The following is a 17,286-nucleotide window of genomic DNA, read 5'->3' on the forward strand; positions in this document are numbered from 1 at the left end:
GCGTGCGCAACGTGACAACAGCTGCTTACACCCATCAGGACATGCCTTTCGAGATGCTGGTCGCCAAACTCGCTCCCAAACGACACTTGAGCCAGGCCCCGCTCTTCCAGGTAATGTTCAATCTGCTGAATATCGGGGAACGACGCCCTGAAGCTGTCTCGCAATCCCGGAGTGCTGAACCCGATGCTTTATCCGCTGACCAGTTAAACATCCCCGTAGCCGAATTCGATGAGCCCACGAAATTCGACCTCACCTTGTATGCCATGGAATACGATCGAACCATCAGGCTCGAGGCCGTATATGCGTTGAATCTTTTTGAGTCCGCTACCATGCAACGAATTCTTGGCCACTTTATAACGCTTCTGGAAAACATAGTTACTCATCCCGATTCACCGCTCTCCCGTTTGCGGCTCACCCGTGACATACCCTTGGGAAGGAACACTGTCGCATCCCAAATTCCTTTTAATCCGTTCCCGGAGCAGGCGATCGAGCAGTCTATAGGAAGCCGCTTCCGGGAACAGGCGGAACATTATCCCGATCACGTCGCGATCTGGATGAGTAACCATCGTTGGACTTACAGAAAGCTGGAAGAACTATCCAACCGGATTGCCAATGCAGTTCTTGCCATGCGAGGGGAAGGCGCAGAACGAATTGCGCTGCTCTTCCGCGACGGGGCGTACATGATCGCTTCAATGCTCGGTGTACTAAAAGCCGGGAAAGCGTATATTCCCCTGGATCCTGCTCATCCAGAGGCCCGGATTGAACAACTCATCGGCAGTTCCAGCGCAGCTGCAGTCCTGACAGACGTGACCGGCTTTTCTTCGGCGCATGTCCGGTCAATTCTGCTTGCCGAGACTGAATGCTACGACGTGAGTCTGCCGCCTCCGGTTTCTCCAGATGCAGTGGCCTATATTCTCTACACTTCAGGTTCTACAGGAGCGCCGAAAGGCGTAGTACAGACTCATCGCAACGTCCTGAGTCAGGTGCGCGCCTACAGCAATAATCTGCACATATGCGTAGAGGATCGCCTCACATTTGTCTCTTCATATGGCGTGGATGCTGCCGTTCAGGATGTATTCGGCGCCCTGCTGAATGGCGCGACACTGTATCCTGTTTCGGTGCGAGAGGAGGGTGTGGGTGCGCTTGTCAATTGCCTTGTGGAACATGAAATTACAGTTTTTCATTCGACACCCACCGTATTCCGTCACCTTGTCAATGACATACCGGAAAATGCCCGTCTCGAAAAACTCCGCCTCATTGCACTGGGTGGGGAAGTTATGTATCGGCGCGATGTCGACCTGTTTCGGGCGCACTTCAGCCCGGATTGCCTTCTCGTCAATGGTTATGGTCTGACTGAATCAACCATGGCGCTACAGTATTTTATCGACCACAAAACGCCATTGGTGCGGGATTCCGTTCCGGTCGGCTATCCGGTTGATGGCATCGAGCTTCTCCTGCTGGATGAAACCGGGGAATCGGCGGAGGTTTATTGTCCGGGAGAGATCGTATTGTGCGGTCCCTCTATTGCCCTGGGTTACTGGCGACAAGGCAGTATCGCGCCGTTTCCGGCGGGTACGAACGGACGACCTCTTTATCGGACCGGCGATCTCGGCCGTCGGCTTCCGGATGGCAGTATCGAATTCATCGGGAGACGGGATTTTCAGGTAAAGGTACGTGGTTATCGCATTGAACCGGGAGAAATTGAAAATCAACTTCTGGCCTGCCCTGGAGTGAACCAGGCAGCTGTTATCGCGGAAGAATCATGCGATGGCGATGGCGAAAGGCTTGTCGGATATGTCTCCGCACAGCCCGGACACGCCCTGGCCCCAGGTGATTTGCGGCGGCATCTTGCCAGGCAACTGCCCGATTACCTGGTACCGTCAACGTTTGTCATACTGGAGGAACTGCCCACAACCCCCAGCGGGAAGCTCGATCGCCAGGCGCTGCCCACACCGATTACGCTGACTGACAGCTTCGTCCCTCCGCAGAACGCTGCGGAGGCAAAGATTGCGGAAATCTGGCGGCAAATACTCGGCATCGAGAATATCAGTGTTCAGGACAACTTTTTTTCAATCGGCGGGCATTCGCTTCTTGCAACCCAGGTTATTTCGCGGCTGCGGGATGAATTCGGGGTGGAACTGCCGCTCCAGCAGATTTTTGAGACGCCCGTCATTGCGGATCTGGCGCTCGTTGCTACTGGCGCACAGTCGGAGAGCGTACCATTGCCAGCGATCCGGCCATTACCGCGATGGAGGCATCGCGCAAGCGTCTCCGCACTTGGAGAGGTCGAGCTTTCGGCAGACCTGAAAGCACTGCTGGACCGTTTTGCCTCTGCCGACAGTCCCGTTCAAACAGCACTTTAAGGAGATTAAGGAAACTAAGGAGGCAACAATGGACATCATACAGCAACGGGAAAGTCCTGAAATAAACCTCGTCGAGACCAATGACGAGGTTACGCTTTACATAGGTGACGGTCAGGCCATGCAAGGATGGGAACAAGCACTCATGTGGGAATCAGCCGATATCCTTTGCGGGTTTGGCTCGGAATTCCTCGAAGTGGGCTTGGGTTTGGGCATTTCAGCACTGCGGATCGCCGCCAACCCCGCGACCCGCCACCATACCGTAATCGAAAAATTTCCCAAGGTCATCGAGCTTTTTCGTGAACGTAATCCCTCGCCCCCGACACCGCTGGAAATTGTGGAGGCGGATTTTTTCGAGTATATCCATCAGATGAAACCGGAAAGCGTCGACGGCATTTTCTTCGACCCCTATCTCGTCCCGGTTTCACTATGGGATGAGGAAGAGTTATGGATGGAAGTAATGCCGGCGGTAACGCGCACATTGCGACAAGGCGGAGTCTTTATCCCCTGCTTCTCTACCCGCCCGGTGCTGCGATGGCAATTCGTCCATCACTTTGACCGGATCATGGTCGAGCGGCGATCCTATGCCTCGTACGCGACGACCGATTACGTCACAAGGAATAGCGGTGAAGCCTATATACAGTGCTTCATCCGGGTTCGATAGAAGTCCTGCGACCCGATCAATGTGCTATTGATCAGATGGATGCCAGCGGAGGCCTGACTCATAATCCCAAAATTCAACTGCGTTGATCGACGTGTTGACAGCAACGCAGCCGACCATGTTTCTTTTTGGCTTAAAGAGCAGCAATTGCCAGGAATCCGCAAGAGCATGATCATCGGAGTCAAAGAGAATCTTCGGCTCGTTATTCACGATGCCAATCTCGAAGCTGTCCAAGGGCTTGGAAAGTCCTCGTCCCAGCGCTTTGATGTAGGCCTCCTTGCAGGTCCACAGCATGAAAAATGCGTCATCCCGGGCATCATGAGCCATCCCATCCAGCCAGGCCTGCTCGCCAGTTGCAAAATATGAGGAAATCGACCCGAGCGAACTGAAATCCCGGACTGTCTCAACATCCACTCCTATCTCGGCTCCGCCTGTGACGGCGTGGATTATGCAATCGCCGGAATGCGTTACATTGAACTGCACTGAACTGTCGGGATATTGAAGAAACGGTTTGCCGTACTGATTTTTTTTGAACCGAATCCGCTCAGGAGCAAAACCTGTATATCGGGCCATCAACGAGCGAAGAGAGGCGCGGGCTAGAATGGATTGTTCCCGATCCTGACGGAAGTGGAAGCGGGCAGCATGAAGTTTCTCCTCTTCATCAAGAAGCGACAGGTGATAATCGAACGATATCCGCGTTTGCGCAACCGATACGAACCAGAGGTGAGCCGTTCGTTCGGGAAGTCCGATCACCGTGGAAGCTCCATCATTCATGCCCTATTCCCACATGTGCTGTTGTATGCCAAACGTATCCGCGTAGTTGCGCCGGTCCACAGAATGTGGCTATCAATTTTTTTGGTGACCGCGCCAACAGCATAGAAGCCTCCAACAATACCGTTAGCTAGTATCCGGCACGGGCCGCAGCATTATGAGATGGACTTACCCAACCGCATCAGCTTTTCGCAATGCACGAGACGTTGAGTGAGTATCACGCGAGTTCCAGGATGGAAGGAAGGAATACTTCGGTAACCAATATGGACTGGCCATGCAGTGTGAACAGGGAGCGGCGCGCCCACAGACTCGCCGGCTGTACCTGCAACTTGCGGCAGGCGCGGGTGAAAAGCGGATGAGCGGACGTCAGTTTCTTGAAGCGGAGCGGTGTACGCTTGACGATAGGATTGGTAAACAATACTGTCCCCAGCGACTTGTTACCAAGTCCAACCAGGCTGCGCCATGCGCCGCGCAAATCTTTCCGTGCCACCACGGAATGGGCAAATACCACTGGCGTCTCGCCGCAATATAAATACACTTCCCGCACTAACGCCAGTTCATCCCGCCGTAAATTCATCACTGCCAGCTCATCGCCGCAGACCGTTGCCAACGACTGGAACACGGGCTTGACGCTGAATTCCCCGCAGCAGCGGCGTTGAATAAGCTGGGTAAGAGAGCCGTGATTCTGCAACCAGCTACGGGCGCGGGGCGATATGGAAGAGAGTGCAGGATGCCAGTCCGATAGCGGGGCAGCATTCATTCCGGAAGAGCTGAAAAGGGTGAATTATGCCGCATAATCCAGCCCGGCTGAATCCCTCCCCACCTTTGCCTCCTTTGTCTCTTAACTTTCCCCTTGGAATAAAACTGGATCGTACCAATGCGGCAGGCGGGGCATTTGCCATCAAGGCCGCATCCGATGGGGCCCGTGGGCAATCCGTGAGGGATTTCTTGAATGAGTAGAAGGTACGATAACGGATGATATGGGAACGACGGGAAATTCCTTGATCTCTTGCGGGGCTGTCCTTGTCAGTCAGGACTCATTGGCGAGCATTACCGGGATTGATGCCTGCCACACCTGCAACCGTTCCAATCAGCGCGGCGAACCGGATAGGCTTGCAAAGATACTTCTGGAAACCTGCACTGACCGCTTTGACTTGCGCCTCTCCCTCACTCAGCACAGAGAGCGCAACCGCAGGAATATCCCTGCCTTTGTCTGGCGGAAAATTGCGCACAGCCTGAATGAACTGGTAACCATCGATGTGGGGCATGATGATGTCACTGACGATCACATCCAGCCTGTGCGCTTGCAGCTGTTTCAATCCCTCGGCGGCACTGAGGCAAACGATGACGTTGGCTTGATAGAAAGACAACATGCGTTTCGTGACATCCAAGGCTCCTGGTTCGTCATCCACGATCAAGACCTTGAGTCCGGAAAGAAGCACCAGATCTTCTATCTGCATCAGTGGCCTCCCTCGGATTTGATAATTTGCCCTTGCCATTGCCAGAAGGCATTGGTGGACGATCAAAGCAGACAGTATCACGAGCTACGTGCGCCAATCGTGCGGTATCGCACTCTACTTTTTCCTCCCCACCAGAATGCCGCAGGTTATACGCCTCGTCTTGAATCAAAGACAACGAGATCATCTTAAGTCCACCTTTTTTGGTACGGTAGCGAACATATTTCTGGTCCAAGAATGGACAAAAATGCGATCAGAAAAACACGAATTTTCCACACGTACGAAAAATTCCATTTGCTCGGCGAGTGGCAGAATGAGTTACGCGCAACACGAGAGCGAGCAGACCTTATGGGCAGGGATAACGAGAACTGGCGTTCGCTTTGGACGCTTGAAATGATTTCGCGAATTGCGGTGCACCGATCCGGCGTCACGGCCAGAGTGGCGCGCTCACCAGATGATCCAGGGAAAGACCGTATCTCGCTTGAAAATACGGCTAACGTGGATTTGTCAGACTGGGATCTGGACGAGCTTGCCGATGAAGTAATGGCGCTCTGGTTGGACGGAAATTTTGAGCGTGTTTGAAGGATGTGTCGGCATTATTGCCTTGGGGGCAATCCGGGCGGTTGCCGCAATCCACTTCACTCGGGCGAGAATGCGTCAATAAGGGAACGTAGCGCGCCCATCAATGTCAGCGCCCATATCAGCAATGCGAACCATCCCCAATAGTGCGGAATAACCGCCAGGGATTCATCTCCCGCCGCTTTCGCCAGAGCAAGGGTACAGGCCGCGTACATTCCCATCGGAAAGACTCTGCTCCATGCCGGAGGATCATAAACCTGATATTGCCGCCCCAATGCCAACCTGGACCAGGGAAAGACTTTAACGCACAGCGGTACAGGCCCGGTGATCCCGACGCACGTGAATTTACGGATATCCATGATCACCTGATAGGGAATCCACAATGTGCCAACGACCCAGGCAAATATCGTCATCCCCAGTGCACATTCCCGTATGCCGTTCCATGCGGGAAGGAGGGGTAAATGCGTGACAAAGTCCGCGCCCGCCAGCGTGATGATTGCGGCAGCGCCCATGCAGATCCAGTACGGCGCATCCCAATCGACAGTCTCGAATCGCCTGAAAAACAGGCAATAGGTTACCAGCGACACGATCACCAGGTACAGGATGAATCCAAGGATCCAGAACGCACCCACTGTTACGTAAGCGTAATCAGGTGGTGTTGCTATTGCCTCAAGCAGATGAGTGGCGAGCAGGGCCACTGAAACCGTGCCCACCACAACCAGCAGCGTCGCACCGCTCACGATTTCGTGGATGGGTTTCGAGCGCGCGGAGACGAGGTTGACGATAACTGAATAAATGCATATGAACCAGCCGACCAGCGCCACCAGCCAAAGTGACGCTGCCAGCCCGGCAGCATGCTCGAAGACAAACAGTTGCATACCAATCGTATTGGTTCCAATCACGAACGTCAGAAACAGCCAGGCGCGCTGCAGCGTCAGGAAATCCGCCTTCAGATCCGGCAGGAAAAATGCCATCCGTGCGACGAAGACGATGCATAGGGCCAGATAGAAAACCAGATTCAGTACGAAGAGCGCCTTTGCTATGGCGGAAAAGCTCATCGCTTCAAAGGCAAGCGATACGATACCGGTCGCCATCACCATGGCAAAGTAGGCAGGATGAAAATTCTTTATGCCGTTACTGATGATGGCCCGGTATCGGCTCATGATAGTGCCCGTTCATGAGGCGGAAATGATCAAGGTTTTCGTGAAAGCAACAGCAATAACATCGGTACGCCCAGCAAAGCGGTCAATACGCCTACGGGTAACTGTTGCGGCGCCCATAACGTGCGCGCCAGGGTATCCGCCAGTGTGAGAAAACTCCCCCCCAATAATACTGCCAGGAGCAGTAGCCAGCGAAAATTGCTGACTCCCAGCAGGCGAACGGCATGCGGCACAATCAGGCCGACGAAACCGATGACCCCCGCGAGCATCAGTGCTGCAACTGTGGCAAGGGAGGCGCAAAAATAAATCCCTATTTGCAACGGTAGCACAGCCACGCCTAAGGTTCTTGCCTTCATTTGACCCAATGTGAGAACGTTCAGGCTGCCGGAAAAAAGCAGGCTCACGGCGGATACGAGAATGAGCGTTATCCAGGCAGGCAACGGTTCTTCGGCACGCGAAACATCGCCCATCAACCAGAACAGCATGCCCTTGACATCGCTCGCGGGTGCAAGGGTAAGAATCAACGTTGTGAGCGCCCCGCAGCCAGCGGACAACACCACACCGGTCAGAAGCAGCCGGTAAAGATTCCAGTTGCCTGCGCGAAAACTCAGGCCGAATACAATGGCAACGGCCGCCAACGCTCCCGCCAGGGACGTCAGATTCGTAAGCAAAGTTCCCCATCCAAGGAGCATTGCAAGGAGTGCACCTACGGCTGCACCCCCGGAAACCCCCAGGATATACGGATCGGCGAGGGGATTGCGCAATAAAACCTGCAACAGCGCGCCCGCCAGCGCCAGAAGACCGCCACAGGCAAAGGCGGCCAGTACCCGTGGCAAGCGGAGTTGCCAGATAATCTGATGGGAGATGCTTTCGGTTGAAGACAGCAGCGCCTGAACGACGCTTGAAACCGGAATATGAACGCTGCCGAACAGCAAGCCGGTGAAAAGGCTGCCCATAGCCAGCAAACCGAAAAGAATCAGCAGCAGGGGGTAGGAATATCTGGCGAAGGTCGGTCCTGAGGTCATGTCAACGCGCAGACATATCCCCGCCGGAATGAAGCGAAGGCGAACAGTGCAACAATTCCTGGTTTCCGTCGGGTCGTTTCAGTATGGGCAGCATGGGCTGCTCTTTGCCACCCTCTCGCTCTCCCTATACCCCCACCTCTGACTGCTATCGCAGGCTGATGACGGGCCACCCGTTTTTTTCCGCATGCGCCCTGAGTGTTGCGTCAGGATCAACCGCCACCGGGCGGGTCACTTTTTTAAGGAGTGGCAGATCATTTAAAGAGTCGCTGTAAAACCAGCTTTCCAGGAAAGATAACCAGGTCAGGTTATGCTGATCCAGCCAGCTTTCCAGGCGCACTATCTTGCCCTCCTGGAAACAGGGGGGGCCGGAAACCCTGCCCGTGAATTCCCCATCCTTCTGCTCCGGCTCGGTGGCGATGAGATGATTTATGCCAAACGCCCTTGCAATCGGCGCCGTCACGAAACTGTTGGTTGCCGTAATGATGACGCACAAATCGCCGCCAAGCATGTGCCGATTGACGAGCTTACGCGCCTGCGGCGTGATCAGGGGCAGAATTCTTTTTTCCATGAAATCCCTGTGCCAGGCATCCAGCTGGCTGCGCGGATGACGCGACAGGGGCTTCAACTGAAAATCAAGGAACTCCTGGATATCCAGAGTGCCGGCCTTGTACTGCTCGTAGAATTCGATATTGCGGGCCTCATGGACTTCTCGGTCGAACACCCCCTGCTCGATCAGGTGCTGTCCCCACTGGAAGTCGCTATCGCCTGCAAGCAGCGTATTATCGAGGTCAAACAGAGCGAGGTTCATGAGGCCGGCTGCAATAGCTCGCGTACCAGCGGAACAGTTATTTTCCGGTGACTCGCCAGTGAATATTTATCCAGTTCGTCAAGCTTCGCCATCAGGGAAGTCAAATCGCGCCGCTCATGCCGCAGCAGGTAGTCACATACCTCCTGAGGCAAAGCAAGGCCGCGGCTGCTGGCGTGGTTTTTCATGGCTTCCATTTTTTCCTCATCAGTCAGTTCGTGAACCTCATACACCAGGCCCCATGCAAGGCGCGTAAGCAGATCTTCGCGCAGCTTCAACTGCCCGGGAGCAACAGAACCGCTTACCAGCAGGAATGCTCGCCCTTCGTCACGGATGCGATTATAGAGATGAAATAGTCCGATCTGGGCATCGGCGCCAAGGCGATCCACGTCGTCCACCATCACGCAATCTACCTCGCTGCCATTCGCAAAAGACGTTCTCTCGCCACACGCGAAATAAAGCGTGTTCATGTCATTGCGCTTGCACGCACTGGCCACACCCTGCAGCAGATGGCTTTTTCCGCAACCCGTTCCACCCCATAAATAAACAAAACGCTCGTGCTCCCGCGCCATTAGAATGTTATCCAGGGTTTGCAACAACTCGGCATTGCGGCCCGGCACGAAATTGGACAAGGCTGGTGGCGGAGGGATTATGTCCAGCGGTAATTGCTTCATCAACGAGGGGTCTGTTACTGGATATCAGGATAAGAAACAGGTGATACGGACGCAGACGCAGATCGGGAGTATTGTCCGAAAAACCGCTATCAAACTCGAACGGTCAGAGGAACGGTGTTGAGGCTCCGTGTTAGGTTCCTTGGGCGCCATTTGCGGTAAAATTGCGGCTTCAAACGCCACTCTATCTGTAACAGGACGAGAATTCAACTTGACCACATCCCAGCCTCCCGAAGAAAACCTTGCTCCTCTCTCTTACCGCGCCGCCGGTGTCGATATCGACGCGGGCGAACGCCTGGTGGAAAACATCAAGCCCTACGCAAAACGTACCCTGCGTCCTGAAGTGCTGGCTGGCATCGGCGGCTTTGGCGCGCTTTTCGAAATTTCCCGAAAATTCAACAATCCGGTACTGGTAGCGGGTACGGACGGGGTAGGTACCAAGCTGAAGCTTGCGTTCGAATCTGGCAAACACGATACGGTCGGCATCGACCTGGTTGCGATGAGCGTCAACGATATTCTGGTGCAGGGAGCAGAACCACTGTTTTTCCTGGACTATTTCGCGTGTGGAAAGCTGGACGTGGATACTGCCACCCTGGTAGTGAAAGGTATTGCCGCCGGGTGCGAGCAGGCGGGATGTGCCCTGATCGGCGGAGAAACCGCTGAAATGCCGGGCATGTATCCGGAAGGCGAATATGATCTTGCAGGTTTCGCTGTCGGCGCGGTCGAGAAGGATCGAATCATCACGGGCACAACCATTGAGGCCGGCGACGCAGTGCTGGGGCTTGCTTCCAGTGGCGCCCATTCAAATGGCTATTCCCTGATCCGCAAGATCATCGAAAAAAATAATGTGGATTTGTCCGCCGATTTCCATGGCAAGGCGTTAATAGATGTAATCATGGCGCCTACCCGGATCTACGTGAAGCCTCTGCTCGAACTCATGAAGCATGTACCGGTTAAAGGCCTGGCGCATATCACAGGCGGCGGTCTGCTGGAAAATATTCCGCGCATTCTGCCTGAAGGCCTTACGGCGATACTGAAGAAAGAAACCTGGGAGATGCCTCCGCTTTTTGCCTGGCTGCAGCGGGAAGGCAATGTGGCCGATAGCGAAATGCACCGCGTTTTCAATTGCGGCATTGGCATGGCCGTCATCGTGGCGCCGGAGTATATCGATACCGCCACGCAGTTGCTGCAATCAATGGGGGAAATCGGGCGGCGCATTGGCACCATTCGCGAGCAGTGCGCGGACGAATCCCGGACGATCATCGAGTGAGCAGCGTGAAGCAACGAGGCACAGGCGGGATCTGAATCCTGCTGCTGATCCATGAAGTCACTCGTAATCCTTATCTCCGGCCGGGGCAGCAATATGCAGGCACTGCTGGAAGCGAATCTTCCCGCCCGGATAGCGGCGGTCATCAGCAACAAGCCAGAGGCGCCAGGACTCGAAATCGCGCGTAGCCGCGGCTATGAAACCATTGTGCTGGACCAAAGGTCATACCCGGATCGCGAGGTGTTTGACCAGAAACTTGCAGAGGTCATTGATGCCTACGCACCGGATCTCGTTGCCCTGGCCGGTTTCATGCGCCTGTTGGGGGGTAGTTTTGTCAGCCGCTATGAAGGCAGGCTGATAAACATTCATCCCTCGCTGCTGCCCGCTTTTCCCGGTCTGCATCCCCACAGGCAGGCGTTGAAGGAGGGCGTGAAGGTGCATGGATGCACAGTGCATTTTGTCACCGCCGAAACAGATCGGGGTCCGATCATTATACAGGCGGCTGTTCAGGTTATACCTAGTGATACCGAGGAAACGCTGGCCGCGCGCGTACTGCAACAGGAACATCGCATTTATCCTGAAGCCGTGCGCTGGTTTATGAAAGACCGGCTGAAGCTCTCTGATAACAGTGTTGAGGTGAGCGATGCCGATTTCGACGATTCTGTTTTATATTCACCGGGATTATCCAAATGAGATTTTTATTTCTAACCCTGTTGTCGGGAGCAGTTTTTTTTGCTTTTCCCGCTTTTTCCGCTTGCGCTGCCTGCGGCACAGAAGTGCCCTCGCGGGTCGATATCAGTTATTCGGTTACATCCGGAAGCCTCGAAGCGGACATGAATGACACGCTGAAAATCACTCAGGAAAACGGCGAGCGCCGCTACAGCCTGTACAGCGAGGGCAAGGCCAAAGGCCTGTTGGCGCTGACACAACCGGACACCCTGGTGCGTGACAGTGAAGGCATCATCACGACGCAAGGGACGCTGCGGCCGGAGCGGTTTTCGGATCAGCACGGAAACAAGGTGCCCAAAGTGGCGATTTTCGACTGGGGCAAGAAACTGATCACCCTTCAGCATAAGCGCGGGGAAGAGCAAAAAGCGCTGCCTGCCGATGCCCAGGACAAGCTGAGCCTGCTCTACAGCTTCATGTTTACTTCCGCCCCCGGCAAAATGGTAAACCTGCACGAAACCGACGGAAAACACCTGGAGCCGGTTTGTTATGCGGTCAGCAAGGAAACACTCGATACTCCAATGGGCAAGCTCGAAACGATCGTGCTGACGAAGCAACTGGAAAAAGAAGGGGATCGGGATAAAAAAATCTGGCTTGCCGTCGATCACCATATGCTGCCGGTCCGCGTCGTGGCTACCGAGAAAATCGGCATCGTGACGGATCAGATGGTGACAAAAATAAGCTATGGAGAGTCGATGAACGGTATAAAGCAGGGCCGCCTGCAATAGGCCCGGCTGCGGCAAACCTGTAAAATCACCTGGACGTCGGAGAGGTTGTGCCGGGTAGCGCGTGCCACCTGCCCGAATACCTCCTTTGTGCCTGCCTGTCCTGCTATAGGACTGCTTTGTGTCCGCTTTTGGCTTCCCCCAGCAGTATCGATAATTGATGACAATACGTCTTACCCCTGCCCATCTCGACATGGCAACCGTTGCACTGCGCGCCGTACTTCCACTGCAGCATCCGGCTGATTCGTTACTGCGGCATTTTTTCCAGGACAATCGGAAACTCGGCGTGAACGATCGCGCGTTCATTGCTGAAACCGTGTTCGGTATTCTGCGCCACCGTTTTTTTCTGGAACGCGTCGTGGAAATTGCCACACCCCGCTCGCTCCTGCTGGCTTATTTAGCGAAATTCTCAGGAATGAACTTGCGCGAGCTGGTGCCCTTGGTGAGTGAAACAGAAGCAAAACGGCTTGCGGAAATGAAAGCCGTGTCGCTGGAATCGCAGTCACTTGGCGTCCAGGCCGAATTTCCGGAATGGCTGTTGGAAAAACTGCGAGAATTCATGGACGATGGCGCTATCCTTGATCTGGGCCGCTCGCTGCAAGCACCCGCGCCCCTCGATCTGCGGGTCAATACGCAGCTTGCGACGCGCGAGGAAGTCATCGAGCTGTTGAGAAAAGATGGAATCGAAGGAACACCGACGCCCTATTCCCCGATCGGCATCCGCCTCACCGGGAAGCCCGCGATCAACCGGCATGAAGTGTTCATGAGCGGCAAGATCGAAGTCCAGGATGAAAGCAGCCAGCTGCTGGGTTATCTGCTTGCGCCCAGGCGCCGGGACATGGTAGTGGATTTCTGCGCGGGAGCGGGAGGAAAGTCGCTGATGCTGGGTGCGCTGATGTGCTCGCAAGGGCGCATCTATGCTTTCGATAATTCGGAAAAGCGGCTGAACAATCTCAAACCCCGCCTCAAGCGCTCCGGCTTATCAAACCTCCACCCTCAGCTTATCGCGAATGAAAACGACATAAAGGTGAAACGGCTGGCGGGAAAAATCGATCGGGTGCTGGTGGATGCACCTTGCAGCGGGCTCGGAACCCTGCGGCGAAACCCGGATCTGAAATGGCGCCAGTCGCCGCAAAGCATCGAGGAACTCAAGCGTAAGCAAGCTGCCATTCTGTCATCTGCGGCTAACCTGCTTAAACCGGGTGGCAGACTGGTTTATGCCACTTGCAGCTTTTTACCGGAAGAAAACCGGGAAATCGTTGAGAATTTTATTGCGAATAACCCCCGCTTCAGCCTGCTGAATTGCGCCGAGTTGTTGCACCAGCAAAAAATTCCGCTCGACACCGGTGTGTTTATGCAACTCCAGCCCAGGCTGCATGGTACGGATGGTTTTTTTGCCGCCGCGCTGGAATCAGGAAAGGCTCAAACATGATGTCATCGGACCGTAGCTCCTCCATGAAGCAATATCTGGCCGGCTCCCTTGCCATACTTCTGGCAACCTCTGCCGCAGCGTTTGAGCCACCTTCCTATCGCAAGCCGCCTCCAGTCCTGTCCGCTTCCGGCACTGTGCAGGTTGCTTTCACGCCGGGGCATGATGCGGGGAAACTGATTGCGGACACCATCGATGGCGCTCGTACCCAGGTTCTGGTCCAGGCTTTCAGTTTTACCCATCGCAGAATCGCCGATGCTTTAATCGCAGCCAGGCATCGCGGAGTGGATGTGAAAGTCATTGCGGACAGGGAGCAGACCGAAAAAATTCCGACCAGTCTGATTACAAGAATGGCGTCACAAGGTGTGCTGGTATTCATGGACTCGAATCATAGCAGTGCCCACAACAAGGTGATGCTGATCGATGCAGGCAGCGCCCAAGCTACGCTGATTACCGGCAGCTTCAATTTCACCCATGCGGCGCAGCACAAGAATGCGGAAAACGTGCTCGTGATGCGGGGGAATTCCGCCTTGGTGAACCTTTACCTGGAAAACTGGCTGGACCATTTCAGCCATGCGCGGCCTTACCGCTGATTCAAGTGATTCAGGCGTGTAAGCATGTGCTTCCCTGAGCCGAAATGCGGCATGAGGGGAAAGTAATCTACGCGTGCTAGAATCTGCCGCCAGCCCATCCATTTCCGGCGCCGTCCATCTTCCTGTTTCAACGGATGCACTTCGACATTGAATTCCAGAGTCTGCTGAACAAACTGCTTGCTCATGCACAGCAAGTCCCCGTCCTGTGGCAGCTTGCTGTGTTGACTGCGAGCATGGGAATGGCGTGGTTGTTGCAAAGGCAGTTCATACGGCGCGCTCCGGCGCGTGTCAACGCCGGCGGGGCGCTAACCATCAGCGCACGCAGCTTGAGCCGGCTCCTGTTTCCATTTTTTGCGCTAGTCTTTACTGTCGTCGGCAAGTGGGCGCTGGACTACTGGTATCCGACGCCCCTGCTCAATATCATTATTCCGATTCTGTTCGCGCTCGTTCTGATCCGGGCCGCAGTCTACATGCTGCGCAAGGTGTTTCGCCGCCAGGAGTGGCTGCGCCCATGGGAACGATTCATCGGCTGGGCAGTGTGGATAGGATTCGCGCTTTACATCACAGGGCTTTTACCCGAAATTCTGGCCCTTCTCGATGACGTTTCACTGCATGTCGGCAAGCAGCGCATTTCGATATTGCTGATCGCGCAGGGTTTCATCGCGTTCACCGTCAGCATGCTCGTGGCGCTGTCGCTTGCGAGTTCGGTTGAAACGCGCATCATGATGGCGAGGGCGCTGAATATCAACCAGCGTGTCATTCTGTCGAAGATCAGCCGCACCATTCTGATCGTCATGGGGGTGACGGTCGCGCTGCCCATGATCGGCGTGGACATTACGTTTCTGTCCGTGTTTGGTGGCGCACTCGGCGTCGGGCTCGGACTGGGACTGCAAAAGATAGCGAGCAACTACATCAGCGGGTTTATCATCCTGCTGGACCACTCCCTCCATCTCGGCGATATAGTCACAGTGGATAACCGCAAAGGTGAGGTAACCTCGCTCACTACGCGGTATGTGGTACTGAAGAGCGAAGAAGGCACCAATATCCTCATTCCCAATGATGTTTTCATTACTTCGGCTGTCATCAACCATCCCTACTCCGATCGCCGATTGCGCCTTGTCTTTCCGATGCGGATCAGCTACGACAGCCCGATCGAGGCCGCGATGAAAATCATGTCGGAAGCGGCAAAGAGGCGTCAGCAGATATTGGCCGATCCTGCTCCCGCAGTGTATCTCAAGGAATTCGTCGATGGCGGGATTGTTCTGGAACTCGTCGCGTGGGTGGAAGAAGCGGAGAAGAATCTGCCCGCGCTACGGTCCGACATCAACCTTGATATCTGGCGGACATTCGGAGAAAACGGAATCAAGCGTTGACTGGAGGCTTTTCAGCCACTTCAGCCACAGCATTCCGTTTATAGCTTCTGCCTCCACTTGCCGCCAAGTTGGAGAATTGTCCGGATTCCTGATGCGGATGGTAATATTGTTCCGGAAGAAATCAGTGATATCCGAACTGTTATGGGCGCCTTGGTTTTTTATACCGTTATCTATTTCCTTGGCTATTACGCGGCCCACATGTTGAACGAGTTGTCGGGCCGGAAGCTGATCGCGAACCGCCGCATGGGGGGTCTGGTTCTCGCTCTCCTGGTTGGAACAGCACATGGCTACAAGATCATCAGCAGTCCGCCGCCTCATCATGGAGATGGAGCAGGTTTTGCGCTCGGCCTGTACGTACTCCTGCCTCTGGCCATCATTACGATAGCTGTCCTCTATCTCAACTGGCAGGATCGTCAGGATAACGAACGTTGATTTTATTGAGGCGTATGACGATGCTAGCAGACGATGTTATCTACGGGGTTGTCTTAGCGTGGAATTCGCCTTGACTCTTCTTGCCCCGCTAAAGGCAGGCTTTTCACCGCTGCTCCTTCAAATCTGCTGATCACGTCCGTAACAAAATGCTCGGAAAAGCCTGCGATAAAAGACCAGAATATCAGTTTTGCATATTCTTTGTGTCCTTCTCCATGTTGCTCGAAAATCGACAGGAAACTTTCCGAGGATGAATTGCTGTCAGGCAGAAAAACGGGAAACAGATCGCCGGATAGCAAACCGGAAAGAAAAAGTATAAAAAGCAAAAAAGCCAATACACCCCCAACCAGGGGAGAAAGAGCAGTGTAAACCCAGGACTCCGCTATCAACTCCAGATCGAACAAAGTCAAATCCTTCAGGCGGCGTTGAAGACCGACAAATCCGCCGATCACGCCACTGGCGAATACGAGCAGCGGCACTATATAGATGGACTCCCTCAATAGGGCAGCAGCGGTCAATGAGAGGCCATAAAGAATAACCAGTGCGATGAAAAGACGCCGCGTAACAGAAATCAGCAGTCGAGCAGGAATATTATTTGACTTAACGGCTTCCGTGGCAGGGTTATCTGGCTCATCCATATGGAGTGCGGCTTTACGCGGTTTTTTTCTGGATGAACTCGATCTTGTAGCCGTCAGGATCTTCCACGAAAGCGATCACGGTGACACCATGCTTCATCGGGCCTGCCTCGCGTGTAACCTTGCCGCCCCGCTTCTTCACTTCTTCACACGCCTGGTAGGCGTTATCGACTTCGATCGCAATATGCCCGTAACCGGTGCCCAGGTCATATTTGCTGGTATCCCAGTTGTGGGTGAACTCCAATACCGTTCCCTCAGCCTCATCCTGATAACCGACAAATGCGAGGGTAAACCTCCCCTCGGGATAATCTTTCCGGCGCAGCACTTTCATTCCCAGCACGTCCGTATAAAAAGCAATCGATTTTTCCAGATCGCCCACGCGCAGCATGGTATGAAGTATGCGCATTCAGATTTCCACCATCTCAAAATCTTCCTTACGCGCTGAACATTCGGGACAGGTCCAGTTCATCGGAACATCCTCCCACCTTGTTCCGGGCGGAATACCTTCCTGCGGAGACCCTTCGGCCTCGTCATATACATAGCCGCAAATCAGGCACATATAGCAACGGTAGACACGCACTTCGGTCGTTTCGGTGGTAGTCATGATGAGTAAGGGTATT

General features: G+C 54.3%; 21 protein-coding genes. 10 read left to right on the top strand and 11 right to left on the bottom strand.

Features of this window, described 5'->3' with window-relative positions; genetic code table 11:
- Both AC52W5_RS00515 and AC52W5_RS00520 read left to right on the top strand, forming a co-directional pair.
- Window positions 1-2,363: non-ribosomal peptide synthetase (locus tag AC52W5_RS00515; protein ID WP_495669563.1), on the top strand; the 2,363-nt coding region annotated here is incomplete at its 5' end.
- A gap of 28 nt (window positions 2,364-2,391) precedes the next feature.
- Window positions 2,392-3,024: a class I SAM-dependent methyltransferase gene (locus AC52W5_RS00520; protein WP_495669564.1), complete on the top strand. Its 633-nt coding sequence runs from the start codon at window positions 2,392-2,394 to the stop codon at window positions 3,022-3,024.
- 24 nt (window positions 3,025-3,048) lie between these two features.
- Here AC52W5_RS00520 and AC52W5_RS00525 read toward each other — a convergent pair whose 3' ends face one another.
- The 3 genes from AC52W5_RS00525 to AC52W5_RS00535 form a co-directional block, all read right to left on the bottom strand.
- On the bottom strand, window positions 3,049-3,795 hold the full coding sequence (locus AC52W5_RS00525; RefSeq protein WP_495669565.1) for a 4'-phosphopantetheinyl transferase family protein: 747 nt from the start codon (window positions 3,793-3,795) through the stop codon (window positions 3,049-3,051).
- A gap of 214 nt (window positions 3,796-4,009) precedes the next feature.
- Entirely contained in the window at window positions 4,010-4,552 is a 543-nt protein-coding gene (locus AC52W5_RS00530; RefSeq protein WP_495669566.1) for a chorismate--pyruvate lyase family protein, read from the bottom strand.
- Window positions 4,553-4,829: 277 nt separating this feature from the next.
- Window positions 4,830-5,252, bottom strand: coding sequence for a response regulator (locus AC52W5_RS00535; RefSeq protein WP_166637052.1), 423 nt, complete (start codon window positions 5,250-5,252; stop codon window positions 4,830-4,832).
- A gap of 234 nt (window positions 5,253-5,486) precedes the next feature.
- On the opposite strand from AC52W5_RS00535, the gene AC52W5_RS00540 reads away from it, so the two are divergent.
- The gene (locus AC52W5_RS00540; RefSeq protein WP_495669567.1) at window positions 5,487-5,831 is read left to right on the top strand and encodes a hypothetical protein; all 345 of its coding nucleotides are present in this window, start codon (window positions 5,487-5,489) and stop codon (window positions 5,829-5,831) included.
- Window positions 5,832-5,887: 56 nt separating this feature from the next.
- On the opposite strand, the gene AC52W5_RS00545 is transcribed toward AC52W5_RS00540, so the two are convergent.
- The 4 genes from AC52W5_RS00545 to hda form a co-directional block, all read right to left on the bottom strand.
- On the bottom strand, window positions 5,888-6,991 hold the full coding sequence (locus AC52W5_RS00545; RefSeq protein ID WP_495669568.1) for a tellurite resistance/C4-dicarboxylate transporter family protein: 1,104 nt from the start codon (window positions 6,989-6,991) through the stop codon (window positions 5,888-5,890).
- A 29-nt stretch (window positions 6,992-7,020) separates the two neighbouring features.
- Window positions 7,021-8,013 carry an iron ABC transporter permease gene (locus AC52W5_RS00550; RefSeq protein ID WP_133669886.1) on the bottom strand — a complete coding sequence of 331 codons (993 nt, stop codon included), beginning with the start codon at window positions 8,011-8,013 and terminating at the stop codon, window positions 7,021-7,023.
- 145 nt (window positions 8,014-8,158) lie between these two features.
- Complete coding sequence (locus AC52W5_RS00555; protein WP_495669569.1) at window positions 8,159-8,821, bottom strand: histidinol-phosphatase; 663 nt, start codon at window positions 8,819-8,821, stop codon at window positions 8,159-8,161.
- A complete protein-coding gene (gene hda / locus AC52W5_RS00560) occupies window positions 8,818-9,492 on the bottom strand; it encodes a DnaA regulatory inactivator Hda (protein WP_074975125.1) in 675 nt (224 codons plus the stop codon). Before hda ends, AC52W5_RS00555 begins: the two co-directional genes overlap by 4 nt.
- 208 nt (window positions 9,493-9,700) lie before the next feature.
- On the opposite strand from hda, the gene purM reads away from it, so the two are divergent.
- The 5 genes from purM (at window position 9,701) to AC52W5_RS00585 (ending at window position 14,229) form a co-directional block, all read left to right on the top strand.
- The gene (gene purM / locus AC52W5_RS00565; protein WP_113066467.1) at window positions 9,701-10,759 is read left to right on the top strand and encodes a phosphoribosylformylglycinamidine cyclo-ligase; all 1,059 of its coding nucleotides are present in this window, start codon (window positions 9,701-9,703) and stop codon (window positions 10,757-10,759) included.
- Between the two features lie 51 nt (window positions 10,760-10,810).
- Entirely contained in the window at window positions 10,811-11,449 is a 639-nt protein-coding gene (purN, locus tag AC52W5_RS00570; RefSeq protein WP_107762844.1) for a phosphoribosylglycinamide formyltransferase, read from the top strand.
- On the top strand, window positions 11,446-12,210 hold the full coding sequence (locus AC52W5_RS00575) for a DUF3108 domain-containing protein (protein ID WP_495669570.1): 765 nt from the start codon (window positions 11,446-11,448) through the stop codon (window positions 12,208-12,210). Before purN ends, AC52W5_RS00575 begins: the two co-directional genes overlap by 4 nt.
- A gap of 163 nt (window positions 12,211-12,373) precedes the next feature.
- Window positions 12,374-13,639 (top strand): RsmB/NOP family class I SAM-dependent RNA methyltransferase, encoded by a 1,266-nt coding sequence (locus AC52W5_RS00580; RefSeq protein ID WP_495669629.1) that lies wholly within the window; start codon window positions 12,374-12,376, stop codon window positions 13,637-13,639.
- The gene (locus AC52W5_RS00585; RefSeq protein ID WP_495669571.1) at window positions 13,636-14,229 is read left to right on the top strand and encodes a phospholipase D family nuclease; all 594 of its coding nucleotides are present in this window, start codon (window positions 13,636-13,638) and stop codon (window positions 14,227-14,229) included. The genes AC52W5_RS00580 and AC52W5_RS00585 overlap by 4 nt, the downstream gene beginning before the upstream one ends.
- Here the strand turns inward: AC52W5_RS00585 and AC52W5_RS00590 are convergent.
- On the bottom strand, window positions 14,220-14,414 hold the full coding sequence (locus tag AC52W5_RS00590) for a hypothetical protein (protein ID WP_166637051.1): 195 nt from the start codon (window positions 14,412-14,414) through the stop codon (window positions 14,220-14,222). The two genes, AC52W5_RS00585 and AC52W5_RS00590, sit on opposite strands and share 10 nt — an antisense overlap.
- A gap of 33 nt (window positions 14,415-14,447) precedes the next feature.
- On the opposite strand from AC52W5_RS00590, the gene AC52W5_RS00595 reads away from it, so the two are divergent.
- Window positions 14,448-15,602, top strand: coding sequence for a mechanosensitive ion channel family protein (locus AC52W5_RS00595; RefSeq protein WP_495669572.1), 1,155 nt, complete (start codon window positions 14,448-14,450; stop codon window positions 15,600-15,602).
- Window positions 15,603-15,743: 141 nt separating this feature from the next.
- The gene (locus tag AC52W5_RS00600; protein WP_495669573.1) at window positions 15,744-16,034 is read left to right on the top strand and encodes a hypothetical protein; all 291 of its coding nucleotides are present in this window, start codon (window positions 15,744-15,746) and stop codon (window positions 16,032-16,034) included.
- A 53-nt stretch (window positions 16,035-16,087) separates the two neighbouring features.
- Here AC52W5_RS00600 and AC52W5_RS00605 read toward each other — a convergent pair whose 3' ends face one another.
- Genes AC52W5_RS00605 through AC52W5_RS00615 form a run of 3 tightly spaced genes read right to left on the bottom strand, consistent with a single transcriptional unit; the run spans window position 16,088 to window position 17,270 of the window.
- Window positions 16,088-16,669 (bottom strand): hypothetical protein, encoded by a 582-nt coding sequence (locus tag AC52W5_RS00605; protein ID WP_495669574.1) that lies wholly within the window; start codon window positions 16,667-16,669, stop codon window positions 16,088-16,090.
- A 13-nt stretch (window positions 16,670-16,682) separates the two neighbouring features.
- On the bottom strand, window positions 16,683-17,072 hold the full coding sequence (gene gloA, locus AC52W5_RS00610; RefSeq protein WP_495669575.1) for a lactoylglutathione lyase: 390 nt from the start codon (window positions 17,070-17,072) through the stop codon (window positions 16,683-16,685).
- Window positions 17,073-17,270, bottom strand: coding sequence for a rubredoxin (locus tag AC52W5_RS00615; protein ID WP_011381910.1), 198 nt, complete (start codon window positions 17,268-17,270; stop codon window positions 17,073-17,075). It lies immediately after the preceding gene.
- Between the last annotated feature and the right edge of the window lie 16 nt (window positions 17,271-17,286).

The organism is Nitrosospira sp. CT (genome assembly GCF_059489795.1).

Coding starts and splice junctions, on each gene's coding strand:
- AC52W5_RS00585 (WP_495669571.1), top strand. CDS start 13,636: ATGATGTCATCGGACCGTAGCTCCTCCATGAAGCAATATCTGGCCGGC.
- AC52W5_RS00600 (WP_495669573.1), top strand. CDS start 15,744: ATGGGCGCCTTGGTTTTTTATACCGTTATCTATTTCCTTGGCTATTAC.
- AC52W5_RS00535 (WP_166637052.1), bottom strand. CDS start 5,252: ATGCAGATAGAAGATCTGGTGCTTCTTTCCGGACTCAAGGTCTTGATC.
- AC52W5_RS00530 (WP_495669566.1), bottom strand. CDS start 4,552: ATGAATGCTGCCCCGCTATCGGACTGGCATCCTGCACTCTCTTCCATA.
- purN (WP_107762844.1), top strand. CDS start 10,811: ATGAAGTCACTCGTAATCCTTATCTCCGGCCGGGGCAGCAATATGCAG.
- AC52W5_RS00540 (WP_495669567.1), top strand. CDS start 5,487: ATGGACAAAAATGCGATCAGAAAAACACGAATTTTCCACACGTACGAA.
- AC52W5_RS00525 (WP_495669565.1), bottom strand. CDS start 3,795: ATGAATGATGGAGCTTCCACGGTGATCGGACTTCCCGAACGAACGGCT.
- gloA (WP_495669575.1), bottom strand. CDS start 17,072: ATGCGCATACTTCATACCATGCTGCGCGTGGGCGATCTGGAAAAATCG.
- AC52W5_RS00520 (WP_495669564.1), top strand. CDS start 2,392: ATGGACATCATACAGCAACGGGAAAGTCCTGAAATAAACCTCGTCGAG.
- AC52W5_RS00555 (WP_495669569.1), bottom strand. CDS start 8,821: ATGAACCTCGCTCTGTTTGACCTCGATAATACGCTGCTTGCAGGCGAT.
- AC52W5_RS00575 (WP_495669570.1), top strand. CDS start 11,446: ATGAGATTTTTATTTCTAACCCTGTTGTCGGGAGCAGTTTTTTTTGCT.
- AC52W5_RS00545 (WP_495669568.1), bottom strand. CDS start 6,991: ATGAGCCGATACCGGGCCATCATCAGTAACGGCATAAAGAATTTTCAT.
- AC52W5_RS00590 (WP_166637051.1), bottom strand. CDS start 14,414: ATGAGCAAGCAGTTTGTTCAGCAGACTCTGGAATTCAATGTCGAAGTG.
- hda (WP_074975125.1), bottom strand. CDS start 9,492: ATGAAGCAATTACCGCTGGACATAATCCCTCCGCCACCAGCCTTGTCC.
- AC52W5_RS00550 (WP_133669886.1), bottom strand. CDS start 8,013: ATGACCTCAGGACCGACCTTCGCCAGATATTCCTACCCCCTGCTGCTG.
- AC52W5_RS00605 (WP_495669574.1), bottom strand. CDS start 16,669: ATGGATGAGCCAGATAACCCTGCCACGGAAGCCGTTAAGTCAAATAAT.
- AC52W5_RS00615 (WP_011381910.1), bottom strand. CDS start 17,270: ATGACTACCACCGAAACGACCGAAGTGCGTGTCTACCGTTGCTATATG.